Source organism: Methyloceanibacter superfactus (assembly GCF_001723305.1).
Lineage (GTDB): Bacteria > Pseudomonadota > Alphaproteobacteria > Rhizobiales > Methyloligellaceae > Methyloceanibacter > Methyloceanibacter superfactus.
Genome location: NZ_LPWF01000023.1, coordinates 45371 through 63400 on the forward strand (window position 1 = coordinate 45371; position 18030 = coordinate 63400).

Below are 18030 nucleotides of genomic sequence, written 5' to 3' on the forward strand. Positions count from 1 at the left end.
CAGCGTTAGTGGAATATGAAAATCGTCCACTAGATGGAGCACCACGCATGACTTTGAAGAACAAAGTTGCGATCGTCACAGGCGGCAACAGCGGAATCGGTCAGGCGATCGTTCTCGAGTTGGCGCGGCAAGGTGCCAACATCGTCATCGATTATGTAGCTCACCCGGATGCGACGGTGGAGCTCGAGCGTCAGGTCGCGGCTCTCGGTGACCAATGCATCGGCGTCGACGCGGATGTGAGCCAGATCGCCGATCTCCAAAAGCTCGTCGATGCGGCAGTCGCTAAGTTCAAGCGGCTCGACATCATGGTGAACAATGCCGGCATCGAGACGCGCACGTCGGTGCTCGATACTACCGAGGATCAATATGACGCGGTTTTGAAGATCAATCTCAAGAGCGCGTTCTTCGGCACCCAGATCGCGGCCCAGCAGATGATCAAGCAGGGCGGCGGCGGACGCATCATCAACATCACCTCGGTGCACGAGGACTGGCCGATGCCCGGCAATACTGCTTATTGCCTCTCCAAGGGCGGCATGCGGATGCTGACGCGCACCGCCGGCGTCGAGCTTGCGCCCCATGACATTCTTTGCGTCGGCGTTGGTCCGGGCGCGGTAGCGACGCCGATCAACACCGGCACCATGGACGACCCCGCTAAGCTTAAGAAGCTGGACGACGCCATCCCGCTCGGACGCATGGCGCAACCGGGCGAGATCGCCAGCGTGGTCGCTTTCCTGGCCGGCGACGGCGCAAGCTATCTCACCGCCACCACGATCATCACGGACGGTGGCCTCATGCAAAGCAGCCCCGGTCTCTAGCGCCATGGCGCTCCCCATCGAAGACTATGCTCTGATCGGCGACTGCGAGACCGCGGCGCTTGTCGGCCGCGACGGGTCGATCGATTGGTTCTGCACGCCACGCTTTGACTCGGAGGCCTGCTTCGCCGCCATTCTCGGCACATCCGAGAATGGACGCTGGCTTCTCGCGCCGACCGATCCGAACGCCAAGATCACGCGTCGCTATCTGCCCGACACGCTCATCCTCGAGACGCGGGTCGAGACCGCCACCGGGACCGCGACCCTGGTCGATTTCATGTACCCGACCGAGCCCCACCCGCACATCGTGCGGATCGTGACCGGCGACAGCGGCACGGTCGAGTTCGAGACCGAGTTCGTCGTACGCTTCGGCTATGGCGAGCAAGTGCCCTGGGTCACCATGCTGCCGGACCGGCGCCTGCGTGCGGTGGCCGGCCCCAACAAGTTGATCCTGCAATCCACCATCGAATTGCGTGGCGAGGACTTTAAGACCAAGGGCAAGTTCACGGTGAAGGCCGGCGAGACAGCGTCTTTCGCCCTCACCTACGGGGAATCTTTTCTGCCGGATCCCCCGGCGGCCGACTTCACGAAGCTGCTCCCCAAGACGGAGCAATATTGGAAAGATTGGGCGTCTCGATGCAACGTCGAGGGGCCTTATGCCAATGCGGTGAAGCGCTCGCTCATCACGCTCAAGGCCATGACCTACGCACCCACCGGCGGTGTGGTGGCCGCCATGACCACATCGCTGCCGGAGCAATTCGGCGGCCCCCGCAACTGGGACTACCGCTATTGCTGGCTGCGCGATGCGACCCTGACTCTGCTCGCGTTGATGAACACCGGTTATTTCGACGAAGCGCGCGCCTGGCGCGAATGGCTGCTCCGCGCGGTCGCCGGCAGTCCCGATCAAATGCAGATCATGTACGGCATCGCCGGCGAACGCCGGCTCTACGAGGTCGAACTGCCCTGGCTCCCCGGCTACGAGAAATCGGCGCCCGTGCGCATCGGCAACGGCGCCCATCAGCAAACGCAAATCGATGTCTATGGCGAGTTGCTCGACGCGCTGCACCAAGCACGTAAAGGCGGGTTGGCGCCGGAGAAGTCGGGCTGGGACCTGCAGCTCGCCATCCTCGAACATCTCGACGACGTTTGGCAGAAGCCCGACCAGGGCATTTGGGAGGTGCGCAGTGGACCGGAGCACTTCACCTATTCCAAGGTCATGGCCTGGGTCGCCTTCGACCGCTCGATCAGGAGCGCCGAACGTTTCAAGCTGAAGGGCCCCATCGATCATTGGCGCGACATACGCAAAACCATTCACGCTCAGGTCTGCGAGAAGGGCTACGACAAGGAGCTCAATAGCTTCGTCCGCGCCTACGGAACCAAGGTGGTCGACGCCAGCCTCTTGCTGCTTCCCGCGGTCGGCTTCCTGCCGGCGAGCGACCCGCGCATTGCTGGCACCGTCGAGCAGGTCGAGAAGACATTGATGAAAGACGGTCTCGTGCAGCGTTACGACACGTCGAAGAGCAATGACGGCCTGCCGCCCGGCGAAGGCATGTTCCTCGCCTGTAGCTTCTGGCTGGTCGATGCCTACACGATGCTGGGCCGTCGCGACGACGCGACGAAGCTATTCGAGCGGCTCCTGTCCTTGCGCAACGATCTCGGCCTGCTCAGCGAAGAATACGACACGACCACCAAGCGGCTATGCGGTAACTTCCCGCAAGCCTTCTCGCATCTGGCTCTGGTCAACAGCGCCTGCAATCTCGGCCGCGACGGACGTCCGCTCGAGCAGCGCACCGACTGCGAACCGGATTCAAAGACCGCAACGCCAGGCAAGGCCGCGTCGGGCAAACCGGCGGTTTCGACTCACTAGCAGCCCGGCAAACCGATCATGTCAGACCGAACCCCTGGAACTGGACCATCGAACTGGCTGCGCTCGGGGGCAAAGGTCCTCGGCGGCGCAAGTTTCGTGCTTGTGATCTTGCTCCTTGCAGTTGCCCTATCCGGCCCGACCGAGGCGCCCGCACAAGAGCCCGACCAGGCCGGCAGCCCGGTACCGAGCTACACCGCCGATATCCAGCCCATCTTCAACAAGCGCTGCATCGCTTGCCACGGCTGCCTGGGGTCGCCGTGCAACGTCAAACTCACGTCGTTTCGGGGGGTCGAACGCGGGGGCTTTGGTCAGAACCCCTATTCGAGCCACTTCTTGGCGTCACCGCGCACCGGCATGGACGTCGTCCAGACGACGGCGGAGTGGCGCGCGCGTGGCTTCTATCCGGTGTTGTCCCGCGGCGGCTCCAAGATCGAGAACCAGTATCTCTCGCTGCTTTATCAGATGGTGGAGAACGGAACCCGCCACAACAGTCCGGGCTTCTCGCGCCAGGCGCTCATGCCGCTCTACACCAAGCGCTACGCCCATCAATGCCCGGCCACGCCCGATGCGCTCAGGGCCCAGCTCAAGCAGAACCCCGCCGCGGGCATGCCTTTCGGCCTGCCGGCGCTCGACAACAAGGACTTCAAGACCTTGCAAGCGTGGGTCAGGGGCGGATCGCCGGGACCGACGGAAGCGGAGCTGCGCGCCGCCGAGACGCCGAACAACCCGGCCGCCGTCCTCGCCTGGGAAACTTTTTTCAATGCCGAAGACAAGCGGTCGCAGCTCGTCGCGCGCTACATCTTCGATCATCTTTTCTTGGCGACCATCGTGCTCGAGGAAAGCCCCAGGGACTATTTCCGCCTTGTGCGCTCGAAGACGCCCCCGGCCGCCACGCCCGCGGCCGCGCCGGCACCCGTCGCGGTCATCGACACCCCGCTGCCTTACACCAACCCGTACAAATATGCCGGCGTCGACCGCGTCTATTACCGCCTGAAGAAGCTCACCACGGCGATGCTGCAGAAGAACCATTTTGTCTGGCGCCTCAACCACGGCGACATCGAGCATCTCAAGGCACTCTTCCTGGAGCCGGATTGGGGCGATAATGCCAAGCTCGACGCGCCCTGGGACATCGGCAATCCCTTCCTGGTCTATCAAGCCATTCCGGTCGAGGCGCGCTACCGCTTCCTCCTGGAGAATTCCGAGCTGATCGTCTCCGGCATCACCTACGGCCCGGTGTGTCTCGGTCAGACGGCGACCTACGCAGTCAAGGATCAGTTCTGGGTCTACTTCGTCGATCCCAAATACGACGTCTCGGTCCTCGATCCGAAACTCGGGCTCGACACCTGGAACACGTTCATGGACCGCTCGCTGCTCGGCAACGACAGCTACGAGGCCGCCTACGGCCAAGCCCTCAAGAAGCTCCAGCCCAAGGGTTACACCATCGACGCCATCTGGAACGGCGACCGCAAGAACCCGAACGCTTGGCTGACGGTGTTGCGCCACGAGAGCAATGTCTCGGTGATGAAGGGCCGGCAGGGCGGCATCCCGCGCACCCAATGGCTGATGGATTATAGCGGTTTCGAGCGCATCTATTACGACACCGTCGCCAACTTCGAATATTGGTCCGGTGACATCCCAAAGCTCGAGACCTTGGTGTTCTTCAACTATCTGCGCCAGGAGTTCGAGGACAACTTCCTGCTTCTGCTGCCCGAGGGCGACCGCCAGGCGATCCGCGACGACTGGACCCAAGGCATCGGACAAGCTGCCCTCGCCCTGGAGCCCTTCGCCGGCGCCGATCAACCCACGCAAATCGAGACGTCGAAGCACGATCCCATCTTGAGCCTGGTCGGGGATATCCAAGAGCACATGGGCGAAGCGGTCAGCGGACCGGTCGATCTGCTCAATCCGCATATCAAGCCCAAAGTCTCCTTGAGCGACCCGATCAAGAGCTATGACGATTGGGTCAAGGCGGCGTCGCTCTTGACCCAGACTCACGCCTACAAGTTCCCGCGTTACCTGCCGAGCGTGATTCTGTTAAAACTCACCGACGGCGACGATGACGCGCGCGTCTATTCGCTCATCGCCAACCGCGTCTACGCCACCCAGGACACGCTGCTGTTTCAGGACGGTCAGGAGCTTCCGCATCTCTACACCATGAGCATCTACCCGACGGTGATCGGCGGCTTCCCCAATTACTTCTTGGAGATGGACCTAAAGCAAGCAGGCGACTTCCTGCGCCGCTTGCGCGACGTGCAATCTCTCGCCGACTGGAATCGTTTGCGGGATCGTTACGGCATCCTGCGCAACGACGAGCGCTTCTGGCCGACCTATGACTGGTTCACCGCGTGGAACTTCGCCAATCGCGGCATCAAGGCCGGCTATCTCGACCTCTCCTATTACGATCTATTCGACTCGGTTTACTGAGCCGGCGCCTGCGTTAAGCGCGGTGCTCGGGATTGCCGTAGTCGAAACGGCACCCCGCCTTCCACGCCTTTCGATTGTTCCCGTGATTGGGATAACACCGCCGGCGTCCTTCAGCAGCGGCGAGACTTTCGCGCGCCATGATTGGCTGCGTCTCCCTGATGGCGCAGATGCGAGCGCGACCGCCGGGCCCGCCGGTGCGCGCGTCTGGGTCAAGACCGGACATTTGCGCTTCACCGCGAACAGAGACGCCGCGGGTTAAAGATCACGCAGGGCCGCGTCGATGATGGCTTGCAGCTCGCGGGTCGGATAGCCCGAGCGCGCCAGCACGCGTAACCCCATATAGGTGTTGAAGATGAAGCGCGCCGTCTCGGTGCGCCGCTTGGCCGACCACCGCCCGGCCCGTTTGCTCTGCTTCAAGGCCGTGGAGAAGGCGGCCTCCAAACGCCGCATCATGGCCGCCACCCTTGCTTCCACCTCGGGGTCGACCCGCGCCTGGTCGATCGCTGCGTTGCACAAAAAGCAGCCGCGCCGGTCCTCGTCGTCGCGCACGCCTTCGAGCAATGTGCGGATGCGGCTCAGCCCATCTCCGGCTTCAGGGTCGCTGAGGAGCGAAACACCCGTCTCCACCGTCGTCTTGTCGTAGAGATCCAGCGCGGCGAGATAGATGCTGCGCTTGTCCTTGAATGCTTTGTACAGGCTGCCGCGCGCGATCTTCATCGCGCTGAGCAGGTCTTGGAGTGAAGCGGCCTCATAACCCTTCGCCCAGAACACGCCCATGGCGTGGTCCAGCGCCTCGTCGATATCAAATTCCCGTGGCCGGGCCATCAGTCACCTCCTCGCCATTATGTGGTGTTCGCGACCGATCGGTCAACATCTCACCGACTCGTGATTCTCTGTTTATTGACCGTTCGGTCCATAACGCCATATCGATGGAGGACCGGCGTCCGTCGCCGGTGGCAAACCCTGAACCTCTCAAGGAGACTATCAATGCCCCGTATCCAACCTCTCGACCCGGCCGCGGCCGACGACCGAACCAAGACACTGCTCGACGGCGTTAAGAAGAAGCTCGGCACGGTGCCGAACTTCATGAAGACCATGGCGCATGCGCCCTCCTCGCTCGCCGCCTATCTCGCCTTCTCCGGCGCCGCCGCCGAGGGCAAGCTTCCCGTGGATCTTCGTGAGCGGATCGCGCTCGCCACGGCGCAAACCAATGGCTGCGATTATTGCGCCTCGCTCATCAGGCCCTGGGCAAGATGGCGGGCCTGGACGCCAGCGAGATCGCGTTGGGCTTCGCCGGTGACTCCACGGACCCGAAAGCGAAAGCGGCGCTTGCCTTCGCCAAGGCGGTTCTGGCCAAGCGCGGCGAGGTGAGCAATGCCGACCTGGAGACCGTCAAGGCCGCCGGCTTCACCAACGGAGAGGTCATCGAGATCGTCGCCAACGTCGCGCTCAACGTCTTCACCAACTACTTCAACAACGTCGCCGAGCCGGACATCGACTTCCCGCGCGCTCAGACCGTCAAGCGCGCGGCGTAACCCCCCTCACCCCAAACCGGAGAACCAACCTATGGATATTCGCTTCCTCACCCCGAGGCTCCACGGCATCGTCGACTATCTGGCGGCCGCGAGCCTCCTCACCCTGCCCGTCGTGCTTGGTCTCGGCGAGACGCATCCGCTCGCCAAGTGGCTGTCGGTCGGCACTGGCGCCGCCGTGGTGATCGTGTCGCTTCTGACCGACTACCGCTACGGCGCGTTCCGCGTGCTGCCCTTCCGGGGCCATCTCGCGATCGATGCGGCCGCCGCCAGCGTCTTCGCTCTGGCCCCTGCCGTGTTCGGCTTCACCGGCCTCGACGCTTGGTACTACTGGCTCAATGCCGTCGCGGTGTTCGCGGTCGTCGGACTCAGCACGATCGACGAACCCGAGCCGGCCATGGCGCGCGTCTGAGACCCTTGAATGCGCGGGAGCCTCGACACGCCTCGGGCTCCCGCGTGCACCTCCATTGGATAACGAACACGAGGAAATCACCATGAGACGATCGCTCTTCGCGGCTTTGGTGCTACTGCCAAGCGTCCTAACGTCGGCCGTTCTGGCTCAACTCGCTCCCGAGAATGATCCCGCCATCCCATTGGCGCTCGAGCGTTTGCTCCATGTGCCCGCCGCAAACTACAGGCGGGACTGGGTCTTGCTAGGCTCCTTCTCTGTCCGGGCCGACGATCCCGATGAGGGCGCCAAGGAACTGCACGTGGTCTATGCGAGCGGCGAGACCGTGGACTCCTACCGCGAGACCGGCGCATTTCCCGATGGCGCCGTTCTGGTCAAGGACGTGTTCGCCACCAAGACGGAGACCTTGACCACGGGGCTGGCAAGCTATGCAGACTCGCTAAAGGGGCGATTCGTCATGGTGAAGGATACGAGCGGCAAGCACGCGGGCAGATCGCCGCTTTGGGGCGATGGCTGGGGCTGGGCCTTCTATGAAGGCGGCGAGGCCGAGAAGACTGTGACCACCGATTACCGGAAGGACTGTCTCGGTTGCCACGAGCCTGCAAGAAAACAGGATCTAATTTACCTTCGGGGCTATCCGGTCCTGAGACCCTAGAGGTCTCCAGAAACCGTATTGCGCATGTCACGCGCTTCAATCACGATCCCCGGCGTTGGATCGCCACAGAGTTGAGACACCATCCCCGATGAAGGCACCGTCCGGGCCTTGCAACCCCACCTGGGCCCCGGCCCGCAAAGATATTGTCGGCGCCAGCCTCGGCTCGTCGCGGCTATGGTTCACCATCGCCCAAGGCATCGTCACCGAGGTCTATTACCCGCGCATCGACATCCCCCAGATCAAGGATCTCGGCTTCATCATCGCCGACGACGAAGGCTTCTGGGTCGAGCTGCGGCGGATCGAGGACTACACCGTCACCCTACCGAAGGCGGGCGCCCGGCGGCGACCATCGTTCATCGCCACCCCCGCTTCACCTTCACCACGGAGGTGTGTCCCTCCGAGCGCCGCGACACGCTTCTGCTGCGCTACAAACTGGAGGGCGACGCCGGCCTCAAGCCCTATGCCCTCCTCGCCGCACGCCTTGGCGACGATTCGCAGAACAACGTGGCCAGTGTCGCCAGCCATGACGGACGCGGGGTCGTGTGGGCCGAGCAAGGGCCGTTCGCGCTGGCGCTCTCGGCCATCGATCAAACCGGGACCGATTCTTTCGGCCGCCGTTCCGTCGGCTGCCTCGAGGTGAGCGACGGCTGGCAGGACTTCAGCCGCAACGGCCGCATGACCTGGGTGTATGACACGGCCGGCCCCGGCGCCGTGACCCTGATGGGCGAAGTCTCCCGGCAAGGCACGCTGGCTTTGGGACTGGCCGGAACCAAGGAGGCCGCCGCGACCCTTTCGGTGTCGGCGCTGATGGACGATTTCGACGAGGAGTGGGCGGCCCACTGCACCGCCTGGGAAGAATGGCTGGCCGGATGCCGGCGCGCCGCCTTCGGCGGCGAGATCGATGACCGTCTGGCCCTCTCGGCCACAGTGCTTAAGGTCCACCAAGACCGCACCTATCGCGCGCCGCGGTGGCCAGCCTGTCCGTGCCGTGGGGCGACACCAGCACCAGCCGCGGCGGATACCACCTGGTTTGGCCGCGCGACCTGGTGGAAACCGCCGGCGCGCTCGTCGCCATGGAATCCTACCGCGATGCCCGCGACGTGCTGCGCTACCTCATCGCCACCCAGCACCAGGACGGCCACTGGTTTCAGAACCAATGGCTGGGCGGCCGCCCCTTCTGGCAAGGCGTGCAGCTCGACGAGGCGGCCTTCCCCATTCTCCTCGCATCGCTGCTGCAGGAGCGCGACGCGCTGGACGGCATCCCGATTAAGGACATGGTCACGCGCGCGGTGGGCTTCATCGCCCGCTCCGGGCCCACCACGAGCCAGGACCGCTGGGAGGAGGACGCCGGGCTCAACACCTTCACCCTCGCCGTCGCCATCGCCGCCCTGGTCGAAGGCAGCGAGCATCTCGACGGGGCGGCGAAGGAACATGCGTTGAGGCTCGCCGACTATTGGAGCGCGCGCCTCGAGGCGTGGGCATTCGTGCGCGGCACGCCGCTGGCCGAGACGCTAGGTGTGAGCGGCTACTATATCCGCACGGTGCCGCTCGACATGCTCGGCAGCAATCGCGTGCTCACCGAGAGCGTGGTCATCAAGAATCTCGACCACGATCCGGATCTGCCGGCGAGCGGTCAAGTCTCGACCGATTGCTTGCAGCTCGTCCGTTACGGGTTGCGCGCGGCGGACGATCCTTTCATCACCGACAGCATCAAGGTCATCGACCATTTGTTGAAGACCGACACGCCCTCGGGCCCGGTATGGCATCGCTATAACGACGACGGCTATGGCGAGCATGACGACGGCTCGGGCTTCAACGGCACCGGCCACGGACGCGGCTGGCCGCTTCTCACCGGCGAGCGCGGTCACTACGCGCTAAGCGCCGGGGCGGACGTCACGCCTTATGTCGACGCCATGATGGCCATGAGCAGTCCACTTGGATTGATCCCCGAGCAGGTTTGGGACACCGCGCCCATTACCGCCGACGACCTCGTGCCCGGGAAGCCGAGCGGCTCGGCCATGCCGCTGGTCTGGGCCCATGCGGAGTTCGCCAAGCTGTGCCATAGCCTGGCGCTCGGCCGTCCCGTGGACCGGCCGAAGGCCACCTGGGCCCGCTATGGCGGCGTCCGCCCTGCGATCGACTATGATGTCTGGGGACCGAGCTTCCGGCCGTCGCACATCCAAGCAGGCCATACGCTCATCATCGCGCTCACCGCTCCGGCGCAGGTCCATTTCGGCCTCAATGGCTGGAAGGACATCCAAGACCTGGACACGACCGATACGGGTCTCGGCGTGCATGTCGCCGAGTTGCCGACCGAGGCACTGAAAACCGGCGACAGTGTCCAGCTCACCTTCCTATGGCGCGACTCGCAAACCTGGGAAGGCCGAAACTACGAGGTGGCCATCGTCGCCCCATAACTTGACCGTCAGAAAGACGGTAGGATGAGCGGCACGCTCACGATAAGGACGAGAATGGCCAGGACCACCGACAGGCTGAGATCGGCGACCATGCCGGGGGCATGAATTTTCTGATCGTCGAGCAGCCATCCGGTGCGCACGAAACGCACGGTCGCCACCAGAATAAACACGATGCCGACGACGATGAACCCACGTCCGGCGCCCGCGCTGAAAGAATGAGACAGCGTTTCGAGCTCGGCGCGATGGTCCGGACGGACCGAGACGGCGTCGGCCATGGTCAAGATGAAGAGATCGAACCGCTCCATCAGGAAGCCGAACGCGATCACCGCAACGCCAGTGCGAAGCCAAGCGAGGAAGGTCCGCTCGTTGGCGGCGTGGTCGGTGTAGGACTTGATCATGGCAGGCCTCGATCAACCGTCTAAGACAGGCGATCTTCGCAGACCCGACCCAAGAATGACTTAAGACAGGGTTTTTTTGCCGCGCCCAGCGTGGCTTGCCCATTCCCGGCATGGTAATTTTCCCGGCCCAGCCTTGGAATATTGGGCAAATAGCATGGGGGGGATGCTGTGGACTCTTCTGGGGGGCTGCCTGACGTAAGCACGATCACGATGAGGACACCGTTCAGGTGGCTGGGAGCCGGCTGGCGCGACCTATGGAAGGCGCCCGGCCCTTGCCTCGCTTACGGACTTATCGTGGCCCTGCTCAGCTTCTTGCTTTGCTACGCGCTCGTTGTCTCGAACGCGGCGTTCTGGGTGCTCGCCCTGACGGTCGGTTTTGTGTTCATTGCCCCCATGCTGGCCATGGGCCTTTACGAAGCCGGGCGATTGATCGAGCGCGGCGAGAAACCCACGCTTGGACGCATGCTTTATGTGCGCCCAGCCCTTAGGCAAGACATTGCCTATCTGGGTCTGGCCCTGGTGCTGATCTATCTGTTTTGGGGACGCATTGCGCAGATCGTCTACGGCTTGTCGACCTATCACCTGCACCGGACGGTCAACGACTTCGTCACCTTCGCCACCAGCACGTCGGACGGGCAAAGCATGCTGCTGACCGGCTCAATCGTCGGTGGCGTGATCGCCTTTTTCACGTATTGCCTGGTGGTCGTGTCCGCGCCGATGTTGCTCGATCAGAAGACAAATGTTTTCGCCGCGGTCGCCACCAGCGTCAGAGCGGTGATCGAGAATTTCTGGCCGATGGTGCTTTGGGCAGCGATCCTCGGCGTGCTCACGCTCGCCACCGCGGCAACCGGTTTCCTCGGTCTCGTGATTGTCTTCCCGTGGCTCGGCCTCGCGAGTTGGCACGCTTACCGGGAACTCGTTCCCGAGCATGCGCCGTCATCGCAATGACCGAACGAGCGCGTAGCGCGCTACGGCGAGGCGGTTTCTCGAAGGCCGTCTAGAGGCGCCCCGCGTCCGTCATGGACAAGACCTCGCTAAACATGGCTGCGGCCAAAGAGACGCTGTCAGAGTGTCGCGAGACTCCGACAGCGCCAGTTTCCTTTGGGTAGTTACGTGGCTAGCATGGGCGCGGCGCCCGCACCGGGCAATTGGCGCAACTGGGCGATCTCATGGCCCCGATGGGGGAGGACTCCTCCAATCTGGGTAACTTCCGCTAAGGAGTTGAGCATTGAGAAGCGACCTATTCGAGATCGTCGCCAATTACACCTACGACTGGGAAAGCTGGTTCTTGCCGGACGGTCGGGTCCGCTGGATCAATCCTGCAGTCGAGCGCATGACCGGCTTCACGGTCGACGAATGCCTCGACATGGCGGACTATCCCCTCGATATCGTGCACGCGGAGGATCGGGCGGCGGTCAAGACGCTGCTCCAATCGGCGCTTTCGGGCACCAGCGGTAATGACGTCGAGTTCCGCATCAGCCGCAAGGATGGCAAGACCGGCTGGGCGGCCGTTTCGTGGCAGCCGATGGTCGATGCCGACGGTAAGCAGCTCGGGATCCGTACCAGCGTGCGCGACATCTCTTGGCGTAAGCGCGCCGAAGAAGCTTTACGCTTGGCCAAGAGCGACGCAGAGCGCGCCGACAAGGCCAAGAGCCGGTTCCTCGCCGCCGCAAGTCACGACCTGCGTCAGCCACTTCAAGCCATCGGCCTGTACATCGCTGCCCTCGCCTGCCACCCGTTAGATGACGCCAGTCAGAGCATTCTCGACGATATCCGGAAATGCCTCGGAGCCAGCAGCGAGCTGCTCGAGGATCTCGTCGACATCTCGCGTCTCGATGCCGGCGTCGTGGTGCCCGAATTCGCCGACGTCGCGATCGCCGACGTATTCGAACTGCTGGAGAAAAGCTTTCAACGGGAAGCCGACGCACGGCACATCGAGCTCCGCTTCGTCCCGCGGAGCCTTTTTGTCAGAGCCGATCCGGGCATTCTCGGCCGCATCCTGCAGAACATCGTTTCCAACGCGCTGCATTACACCGCCAAAGGCCGCGTACTGGTCGGCTGCCGGTCGCGCAACGGCGCGGTAGCTATGGAGGTGTGGGATACCGGCATCGGAATCGCGCCCGAGGAGAAGGAGCACATCTTCGAAGAGTTCTACCAAGTGGACAACCCGGCGCGCGACAGGCGTCGCGGCATTGGACTTGGCCTGGCCATTGTCCGCCGCCAGGCGGCACTCATCGGGGCGCGAGTCTCGGTTCGATCGACGCCCGGTAAGGGATCCGTGTTCTCGATCACCCTGCCGCTAGCCGAGAGTCATGACTGTGCAGCGCCGGCGGCCGAAGACTCCGAGTTCGATTTCAAGGGCCGCATCATTGCCATCATCGATGACGAACCTCTTCAGCTCAATGCGCTCCAGTCGTTCCTCAGTCTCCACCAAGCGCGCGTCATCGCCGGAGAATCGATCATCGACATCCTAAAGCAACTCGATAACGCCTCGGTGCAACCCGAGTTGATCATCGCGGACTATCGGCTCGAAGCTGGTATGACCGGCGCTGACGCCATCGCCGCCGTGCGCTTCAGGATCGGCAAGCCGGTACCAGGCATTCTCGTCACGGGAGATACCGAGCCGCAGCGCATCGCCGAGGCCGAAGCCAGCGGCTGCTGGCTGCTACATAAGCCTGTGGATCCCGGCAAGCTGGCCAAGACAATCGACCAAGTGCTGATCGGGCGGTGACGACTCGAGCAGCCGGAGGCTGCGCGAGCATCAGCGGCCGCACCTCTAAGATGTGCGGGTCCTTATCCGGCGAGGCCAACCGAGATCGGCGGCGATCAGAGCGGCCTGGGTGCGATTGTGCGCCGAGAGCTTGCGGAGGATGACCTTGACGTGCGCCTTGACCGTGCTCTCGAGGAGATTGAGGCTGCGGGCGATCTCCTTGTTTGACCGTCCTTCGATCATCAGCGCCAGCGTGCTGCGCTGGCGCGGCGTGAGTTGCCGCAAGGGATTGCCCTCGGGCAGGCCTTCCAGATCCTCGGCCACATCACCGTTGCCCTCGGACAGAATTTGATTGATCGCGTTGACCGGAACGTAGATTTCGCCGGCCAGCACCAACGACACCGCGTTCTGCAGCACGCCCTCGCTTGCGGACTTCGGGATATAGCCGCGCACGCCCAGTCCCATGCATTCGACGATCTCGTCCGGCTCCGAATGCGCGGAGAGAATGACCACAGGCACGGCAGGCCGGCGCTCAACAAAGCGCCGCACGCCGGCAATGCCATTCATGCCCGGCATCGCGAGATCCAGAAACACCAGGTCAAAGGCGGATTCCGCATTGAGCACGTCCCAAGCCTGGTTCGCGTCGCTGACGTCCGAAAGTGACGCTCCAGGGAAGAGCCGCGACACAAGCAGCTTAAAGCCGGACCGAAACAGCTCGTGATCGTCGGCTATCAGGAGGTGCATGGGCGTCCGACTCCCGGGGCCCGGGAGCTTTCCAGTCCCGTGATCCGTTGATCTATGGGCCTTTGAGGTTCCCCCGTTCATTGGCGAAGCAACAAGCTCTATTTGGGACGAAGCCTCCCCCGGAAGGGGAAGGAACACCCTCCTTTACCCCATCGACAGTGTCGAAGTCTCGCACGAAGCTGACGATCAGGAAAAAATATTTACCCAGCGGAAATGAATGGGCCTCGCCGAATCGAAGGCCCCCGCCGCAAAAGGGCAAAGGGAGGAGCGACAATGAGAAGCTTAAACGAGCGTATCGACGCGATGTATCGCAGAGATCGGCTCAGCGCCTGGACGTTCGTCGCGGTGCTTTGGGTGGTCATCCTCTTCGTTCTTTTCATGGTCTGGCAGGTCACACCCGACCCAGCCATCCGGCTGGTACTCGCCGTCGCCGCCGGCGCCGTCCTCCTGTTCAACACCGCCTCAATCGGCGCGATGGTGAAGCACTACCGGGAGGACAAGGAGTTCATCTACGGCTTGGACATTCGTCATCTCGACGCCGCACGCGAACTGCGCGCGGAGGCATCCAAGCAATCGGCACAAGAGGCCTAGGGGGAGAGCGACGATGAGCAAAGCTTACAAACCACCAGAGCAGAGCAAGGCCGGGCAGATTTTTGATTCTGTCTTCCTTCTCGCGCTCGTCTACATCGTGCTGTTCGCCCCCCTGGTTCTCGGCCTCACGGGCGGTGGCACCACGACGACGCCCGTCGAGCAGCCCACCTGGGAAGCCCTAAATCAGAATCCGACGATGGCCGCTCAGTGGGAGAAGCTCGGATACACACCCGAGACCGCCAGCGAGCTCATCACCACTCGCTTCGACTATTCGATCAATCCCTGGGCGCTCCTCGTCACCGCCATCGTGATCTTCGGTTACTTCTTCTTCGTGATCCGTTTTTCCGACCGGGAGTATCGGGACGTCATCGACGAGCGCTTTGGCCGGAAGAAATAGGAGGCGGATATGGATTGGTGGAACGTCCTCGAATACGGCGCTTGGGCAGTGTCATTCTGCGTTCTGGCCTGGATGCTCTTCGACGCGATTCAAACGAACCGCGACTACAGCGAGGATCTTCTCACCTCGTCGCGTGAGGGTGAGCTCGAAGGCATCAGCGAAAAACACGACATCTCGGATGTACATAAGACACCAAAGGGGGGTTGAGGGTCATGTCCATGACGGGAGCTGCCGGGCAGGGCGGGCAAAGAATTTCGCTTCTGCGCGTATTGGGACCTGCGCATGTGTGGGCACTTGGTGTCGGCATCGTGCTGGTTGGAGAGTTCATGGGTTGGAACTTCTCCGTCGGCAAGGGCGGCGCCATGGGCTCGCTCATCGCCTGCTGGGTCATCGGCCTTCTCTATACCTGCGTCGCCATGATCGACTCTGAAGTGACGTCGACCGTCGCGGCGGCCGGTGGGCAATACGCGCAAGCCAAGCACATCATGGGGCCCTTGATGGCCTTCAACGTGGGCCTCTATCTCGTCATGGCGTACACCATGCTCGAGGCGGCCGACGCTCTTGTGGTGGGCGATCTCCTGACGGCAGTTGCCGGCGAGATGGGCCATTCGGCTCTCGATCCGCGACCATTCGTGGTGCTGACGATCGCGTTGCTGGCGTTCCTCAACTATCGCGGCGTGTTGATGACCTTGACGGTGAACTTCGTCATCACCGCCGCCGCCTTTATCTCAATCATCGTCTTGTTTATCGGCGTACAGCCGTGGCACCCCGGCGCGATATTGCAGCATCGCGAGTTGCTCACCGAATTACCATACGGCTGGATCGGCGTCATCGCCGCCTTCCAATTCGGCATTTGGTACTATCTCGGCATCGAAGGCACCTGTCAGGCTGCCGAGGAGGTTCGCTCTCCTTCGCGCTCCCTGCCTTACGGCACCATGAGCGGCATCATCACCCTGCTCATCGCCGCGTCGCTCACATGGTACGTGGCCACCGGCTTGCTGCCCTGGGAGTTCCTCGGCCAAGCGGCAACGCCGCTCTATGATGCCGCGCGCGTGACGGGCAGTACCGCTCTTCAGGTGTTCCTGTTCGTGGGCACGATTTTCTCGGCGATCGCCTCGGCCAATGGCTGCATCAACGACGCATCGCGTTCCTGGTTCTCCATGGGTCGCGACCGCTACATGCCGCTGTGGTTCGGCGCGGTTCATCCAAAGTACCGCACGCCATACCGCGCCATCCTCTTTCTTATCCCCATCGCGGTGAGCTTCTCGTTCACCGGCCTTCTCGACCAGGTCATCACCTTCTCGATCTTGTCGGGACTGCTCGGCTACACGTTCATGCCGATCAATATGTGGATGTTCCGGAAGAAGTGGCCGCTGGGTTCGATCCGGCGCGGCTATGTGCATCCCTTCCATCCCTTGCCGGCAATCGTGCTCCTGGCGCTGTGCATCACGACCTACTTCGCCACGTTCCTCGGCTACGGCACCCAACTGCTTGCCATGATGTGCTTCTACATCGTCGCTTCGCTGTGGTTCGCCTTCCACCGCTACAAATACGTTCGCCGCGGCGACCAGTTCACCATGCTGGCAACGGCCGATTCGCTACGTAAGGGGGGCACGATGATCAAGAACATTCTTTGCGCCACAGACGGGTCGAAAATCTCGGCCAAGGCCGTGGACTTCGCGATCTCCCTGGCTCGAGAGATCGGCGCCAAGCTGACCGTCCTGACGGTGGAACGGGTCTCCCGTGCCGAGGCTGCCAAGTCGGCCTTCTGGGACTCGACGGTTCTCAACGCAGCAGATGCCATCACCCGCGCTGAGTTCCGCTCGGTCGCCGATAAGGCGAAGAAGGCGGGCCTCGCCAAGGTCCAATGCGTCACGGTCAGCAGCCGCGACATTGCCGGGGCGATCGCCGCCTACGCCAAGAAGCAGAAATGCGATCACATCATTATCGGATCGCATGGTCATAGAGGCGTGCAGCGATTGGTCCTCGGCTCCATTGCCGAGGCCGTCGTGGCTGAGGCGCACTGCCCGGTGACGATCGTTCGCTGAGCAGCAAGACGGGATATCAAATGCTGCCGACGCTGACAGCCATCGCCGGACTTATCCTGCTTATCGTGCTCTACCGGCGCGACCAGCGGCGAGTCCGGGAGCAAAGGGCGGAGTTCTTCGCCGACTGCCTCGACGTGCTCGACAAGCCGAAGCTCGCCTTCGATCACTTCGGCTATCCCTATATGACGGGATCTTTCGACGGCGTCCCCGTCCGGGCTGACGTCGTCGTCGATGCTGTGGTGTTGCGCAAATTGCCGTCCCTATGGCTGAGAGTGACCGTGGAGGCGCCGGTCGCTACCAAGGCGATACTGGACGTCATGATGCGGCCGTCCGGTTCCGAGTTCTTCTCGCCGTTCGCGGGATTGCCGGACCGCCTCGACACGCCGGCCGATTGGCCGGAGCGCGCCATCATCCACACCGACCACCCCGACAGGTTGCCGCCCCCCGAAGCATTCACCCCTCACATTGCCGTCCTCGACGAGCCAAAGGCCAAGGAGTTGATTGTTTCTCCCAACGGCGTGCGGATCGTCTGGCAGGCTGACGAGGCCCGGCGATCGAACTATCTTTTGCTGCGCCAAGCGAATTTCGAGGTGGTGCGCTTCGATCGCGAGCGCTTGCACGATCTCGTCAGGCGCTGCGTCGAGCTCCGGAACACGCTGGCCAAAAATGCGCCCAAGGAGATCCGCCGTGAAGCAGCCGCCTGAGATCGCCAATCGGCCGATACCGGATCAGCGGCCGGTCAACCCCTATGTCGTTCTGGCGATTGCCATCGTGCTTCCCGGGGCGGGCCACGTGATCGCGGGCATGCCTGCCCGCGGTCTCGTCTTCGTGTTCTTCATGCTGCTGTTCGGCTGGATCACGTTCCACCTCACCACGCCGGACCAGACACTCCTCGGCCGCTACGCGGGTGGCGTCTTCATCTACGCGATCTCGATTACCGATGCCTACAAATGGGCCCGGCTGCGCTGGGAGCAATACGCCGCGTCAAAATAGTGTGGCTTCAGGATGTGAAAGACCTCGCGACCC

General features: G+C 62.7%; 19 protein-coding genes and 3 pseudogenes. 19 read left to right on the top strand and 3 right to left on the bottom strand.

From position 1 onward, the window contains the following. Nucleotides 1-47 precede the first annotated feature (47 nt). The 3 genes from AUC69_RS06330 (at nt 48) to AUC69_RS06340 (ending at nt 5103) form a co-directional block, all read left to right on the top strand. Nucleotides 48-815 carry an SDR family NAD(P)-dependent oxidoreductase gene (locus tag AUC69_RS06330; RefSeq protein WP_069441409.1) on the top strand — a complete coding sequence of 256 codons (768 nt, stop codon included), beginning with the start codon at nt 48-50 and terminating at the stop codon, nt 813-815. A 4-nt stretch (nt 816-819) separates the two neighbouring features. Further along, nucleotides 820-2679, top strand: a complete 1860-nt coding sequence (locus AUC69_RS06335; protein WP_069441410.1) for a glycoside hydrolase family 15 protein — start codon at nt 820-822, stop codon at nt 2677-2679. Nucleotides 2680-2775: 96 nt separating this feature from the next. Beyond that, nucleotides 2776-5103: a fatty acid cis/trans isomerase gene (locus tag AUC69_RS06340; RefSeq protein WP_158008038.1), complete on the top strand. Its 2328-nt coding sequence runs from the start codon at nt 2776-2778 to the stop codon at nt 5101-5103. Nucleotides 5104-5358: 255 nt separating this feature from the next. On the opposite strand, the gene AUC69_RS06345 is transcribed toward AUC69_RS06340, so the two are convergent. Further along, nucleotides 5359-5928, bottom strand: a complete 570-nt coding sequence (locus AUC69_RS06345; RefSeq protein WP_069441412.1) for a TetR/AcrR family transcriptional regulator — start codon at nt 5926-5928, stop codon at nt 5359-5361. Between the two features lie 162 nt (nt 5929-6090). Between AUC69_RS06345 and AUC69_RS06350 the strand changes: the two genes are divergently transcribed. The 7 genes and pseudogenes from AUC69_RS06350 to AUC69_RS17905 all read left to right on the top strand — a co-directional run bounded on the left by AUC69_RS06350 (nt 6091) and on the right by AUC69_RS17905 (nt 10116). Next, complete coding sequence (locus AUC69_RS06350; protein ID WP_342018543.1) at nt 6091-6474, top strand: carboxymuconolactone decarboxylase family protein; 384 nt, start codon at nt 6091-6093, stop codon at nt 6472-6474. Next, nucleotides 6471-6638, top strand: a complete 168-nt coding sequence (locus AUC69_RS19295) for a carboxymuconolactone decarboxylase family protein (protein ID WP_342018544.1) — start codon at nt 6471-6473, stop codon at nt 6636-6638. The genes AUC69_RS06350 and AUC69_RS19295 overlap by 4 nt, the downstream gene beginning before the upstream one ends. A 31-nt stretch (nt 6639-6669) precedes the next feature. Beyond that, nucleotides 6670-7047, top strand: coding sequence for an SPW repeat domain-containing protein (locus tag AUC69_RS06355; protein WP_069441413.1), 378 nt, complete (start codon nt 6670-6672; stop codon nt 7045-7047). Between the two features lie 82 nt (nt 7048-7129). Further along, complete coding sequence (locus AUC69_RS06360) at nt 7130-7699, top strand: cytochrome P460 family protein (protein ID WP_069441570.1); 570 nt, start codon at nt 7130-7132, stop codon at nt 7697-7699. Nucleotides 7700-7787: 88 nt separating this feature from the next. After that, a pseudogene (locus tag AUC69_RS19865) lies at nt 7788-7967 on the top strand (hypothetical protein); the annotation flags it as partial. Nucleotides 7968-8086: 119 nt separating this feature from the next. Continuing rightward, nucleotides 8087-8503: pseudogene (locus AUC69_RS19870) on the top strand (glycoside hydrolase family 15 protein); the annotation flags it as partial. A 164-nt stretch (nt 8504-8667) separates the two neighbouring features. Further along, the gene (locus tag AUC69_RS17905; RefSeq protein WP_204377279.1) at nt 8668-10116 is read left to right on the top strand and encodes a glycoside hydrolase family 15 protein; all 1449 of its coding nucleotides are present in this window, start codon (nt 8668-8670) and stop codon (nt 10114-10116) included. A gap of 8 nt (nt 10117-10124) precedes the next feature. Here the strand turns inward: AUC69_RS17905 and AUC69_RS06370 are convergent, their stop codons facing one another. After that, nucleotides 10125-10514 (bottom strand): YidH family protein, encoded by a 390-nt coding sequence (locus tag AUC69_RS06370; protein ID WP_069441414.1) that lies wholly within the window; start codon nt 10512-10514, stop codon nt 10125-10127. Between the two features lie 294 nt (nt 10515-10808). Between AUC69_RS06370 and AUC69_RS06375 the strand changes: the two genes are divergently transcribed. Both AUC69_RS06375 and AUC69_RS06380 read left to right on the top strand, forming a co-directional pair. After that, a complete protein-coding gene (locus AUC69_RS06375; protein WP_204377280.1) occupies nt 10809-11462 on the top strand; it encodes a DUF2189 domain-containing protein in 654 nt (217 codons plus the stop codon). A gap of 280 nt (nt 11463-11742) precedes the next feature. Continuing rightward, complete coding sequence (locus tag AUC69_RS06380; protein WP_069441416.1) at nt 11743-13245, top strand: PAS domain-containing hybrid sensor histidine kinase/response regulator; 1503 nt, start codon at nt 11743-11745, stop codon at nt 13243-13245. Nucleotides 13246-13290: 45 nt separating this feature from the next. Here the strand turns inward: AUC69_RS06380 and AUC69_RS06385 are convergent, their stop codons facing one another. Beyond that, nucleotides 13291-13968: a response regulator gene (locus tag AUC69_RS06385; protein WP_069441417.1), complete on the bottom strand. Its 678-nt coding sequence runs from the start codon at nt 13966-13968 to the stop codon at nt 13291-13293. 273 nt (nt 13969-14241) lie between these two features. On the opposite strand from AUC69_RS06385, the gene AUC69_RS06390 reads away from it, so the two are divergent. The 7 genes and pseudogenes from AUC69_RS06390 (at nt 14242) to AUC69_RS06420 (ending at nt 17997) form a co-directional block, all read left to right on the top strand. Continuing rightward, nucleotides 14242-14559 (top strand): hypothetical protein, encoded by a 318-nt coding sequence (locus tag AUC69_RS06390; protein WP_069441418.1) that lies wholly within the window; start codon nt 14242-14244, stop codon nt 14557-14559. Between the two features lie 13 nt (nt 14560-14572). Continuing rightward, nucleotides 14573-14956 (top strand): hypothetical protein, encoded by a 384-nt coding sequence (locus tag AUC69_RS06395; RefSeq protein WP_069441419.1) that lies wholly within the window; start codon nt 14573-14575, stop codon nt 14954-14956. A gap of 9 nt (nt 14957-14965) precedes the next feature. Further along, nucleotides 14966-15163 (top strand): hypothetical protein, encoded by a 198-nt coding sequence (locus tag AUC69_RS06400; RefSeq protein WP_069441420.1) that lies wholly within the window; start codon nt 14966-14968, stop codon nt 15161-15163. Between the two features lie 5 nt (nt 15164-15168). Further along, nucleotides 15169-16576: pseudogene (locus tag AUC69_RS06405) on the top strand (APC family permease). Continuing rightward, entirely contained in the window at nt 16573-17004 is a 432-nt protein-coding gene (locus AUC69_RS06410; RefSeq protein WP_069441421.1) for a universal stress protein, read from the top strand. Before AUC69_RS06405 ends, AUC69_RS06410 begins: the two are co-directional and overlap by 4 nt. Nucleotides 17005-17024: 20 nt before the next feature. Beyond that, the gene (locus AUC69_RS06415) at nt 17025-17708 is read left to right on the top strand and encodes a hypothetical protein (protein WP_069441422.1); all 684 of its coding nucleotides are present in this window, start codon (nt 17025-17027) and stop codon (nt 17706-17708) included. Continuing rightward, entirely contained in the window at nt 17692-17997 is a 306-nt protein-coding gene (locus AUC69_RS06420) for a hypothetical protein (protein WP_244500129.1), read from the top strand. The genes AUC69_RS06415 and AUC69_RS06420 overlap by 17 nt, the downstream gene beginning before the upstream one ends. The last annotated feature ends 33 nt before the right edge of the window (nt 17998-18030 follow it).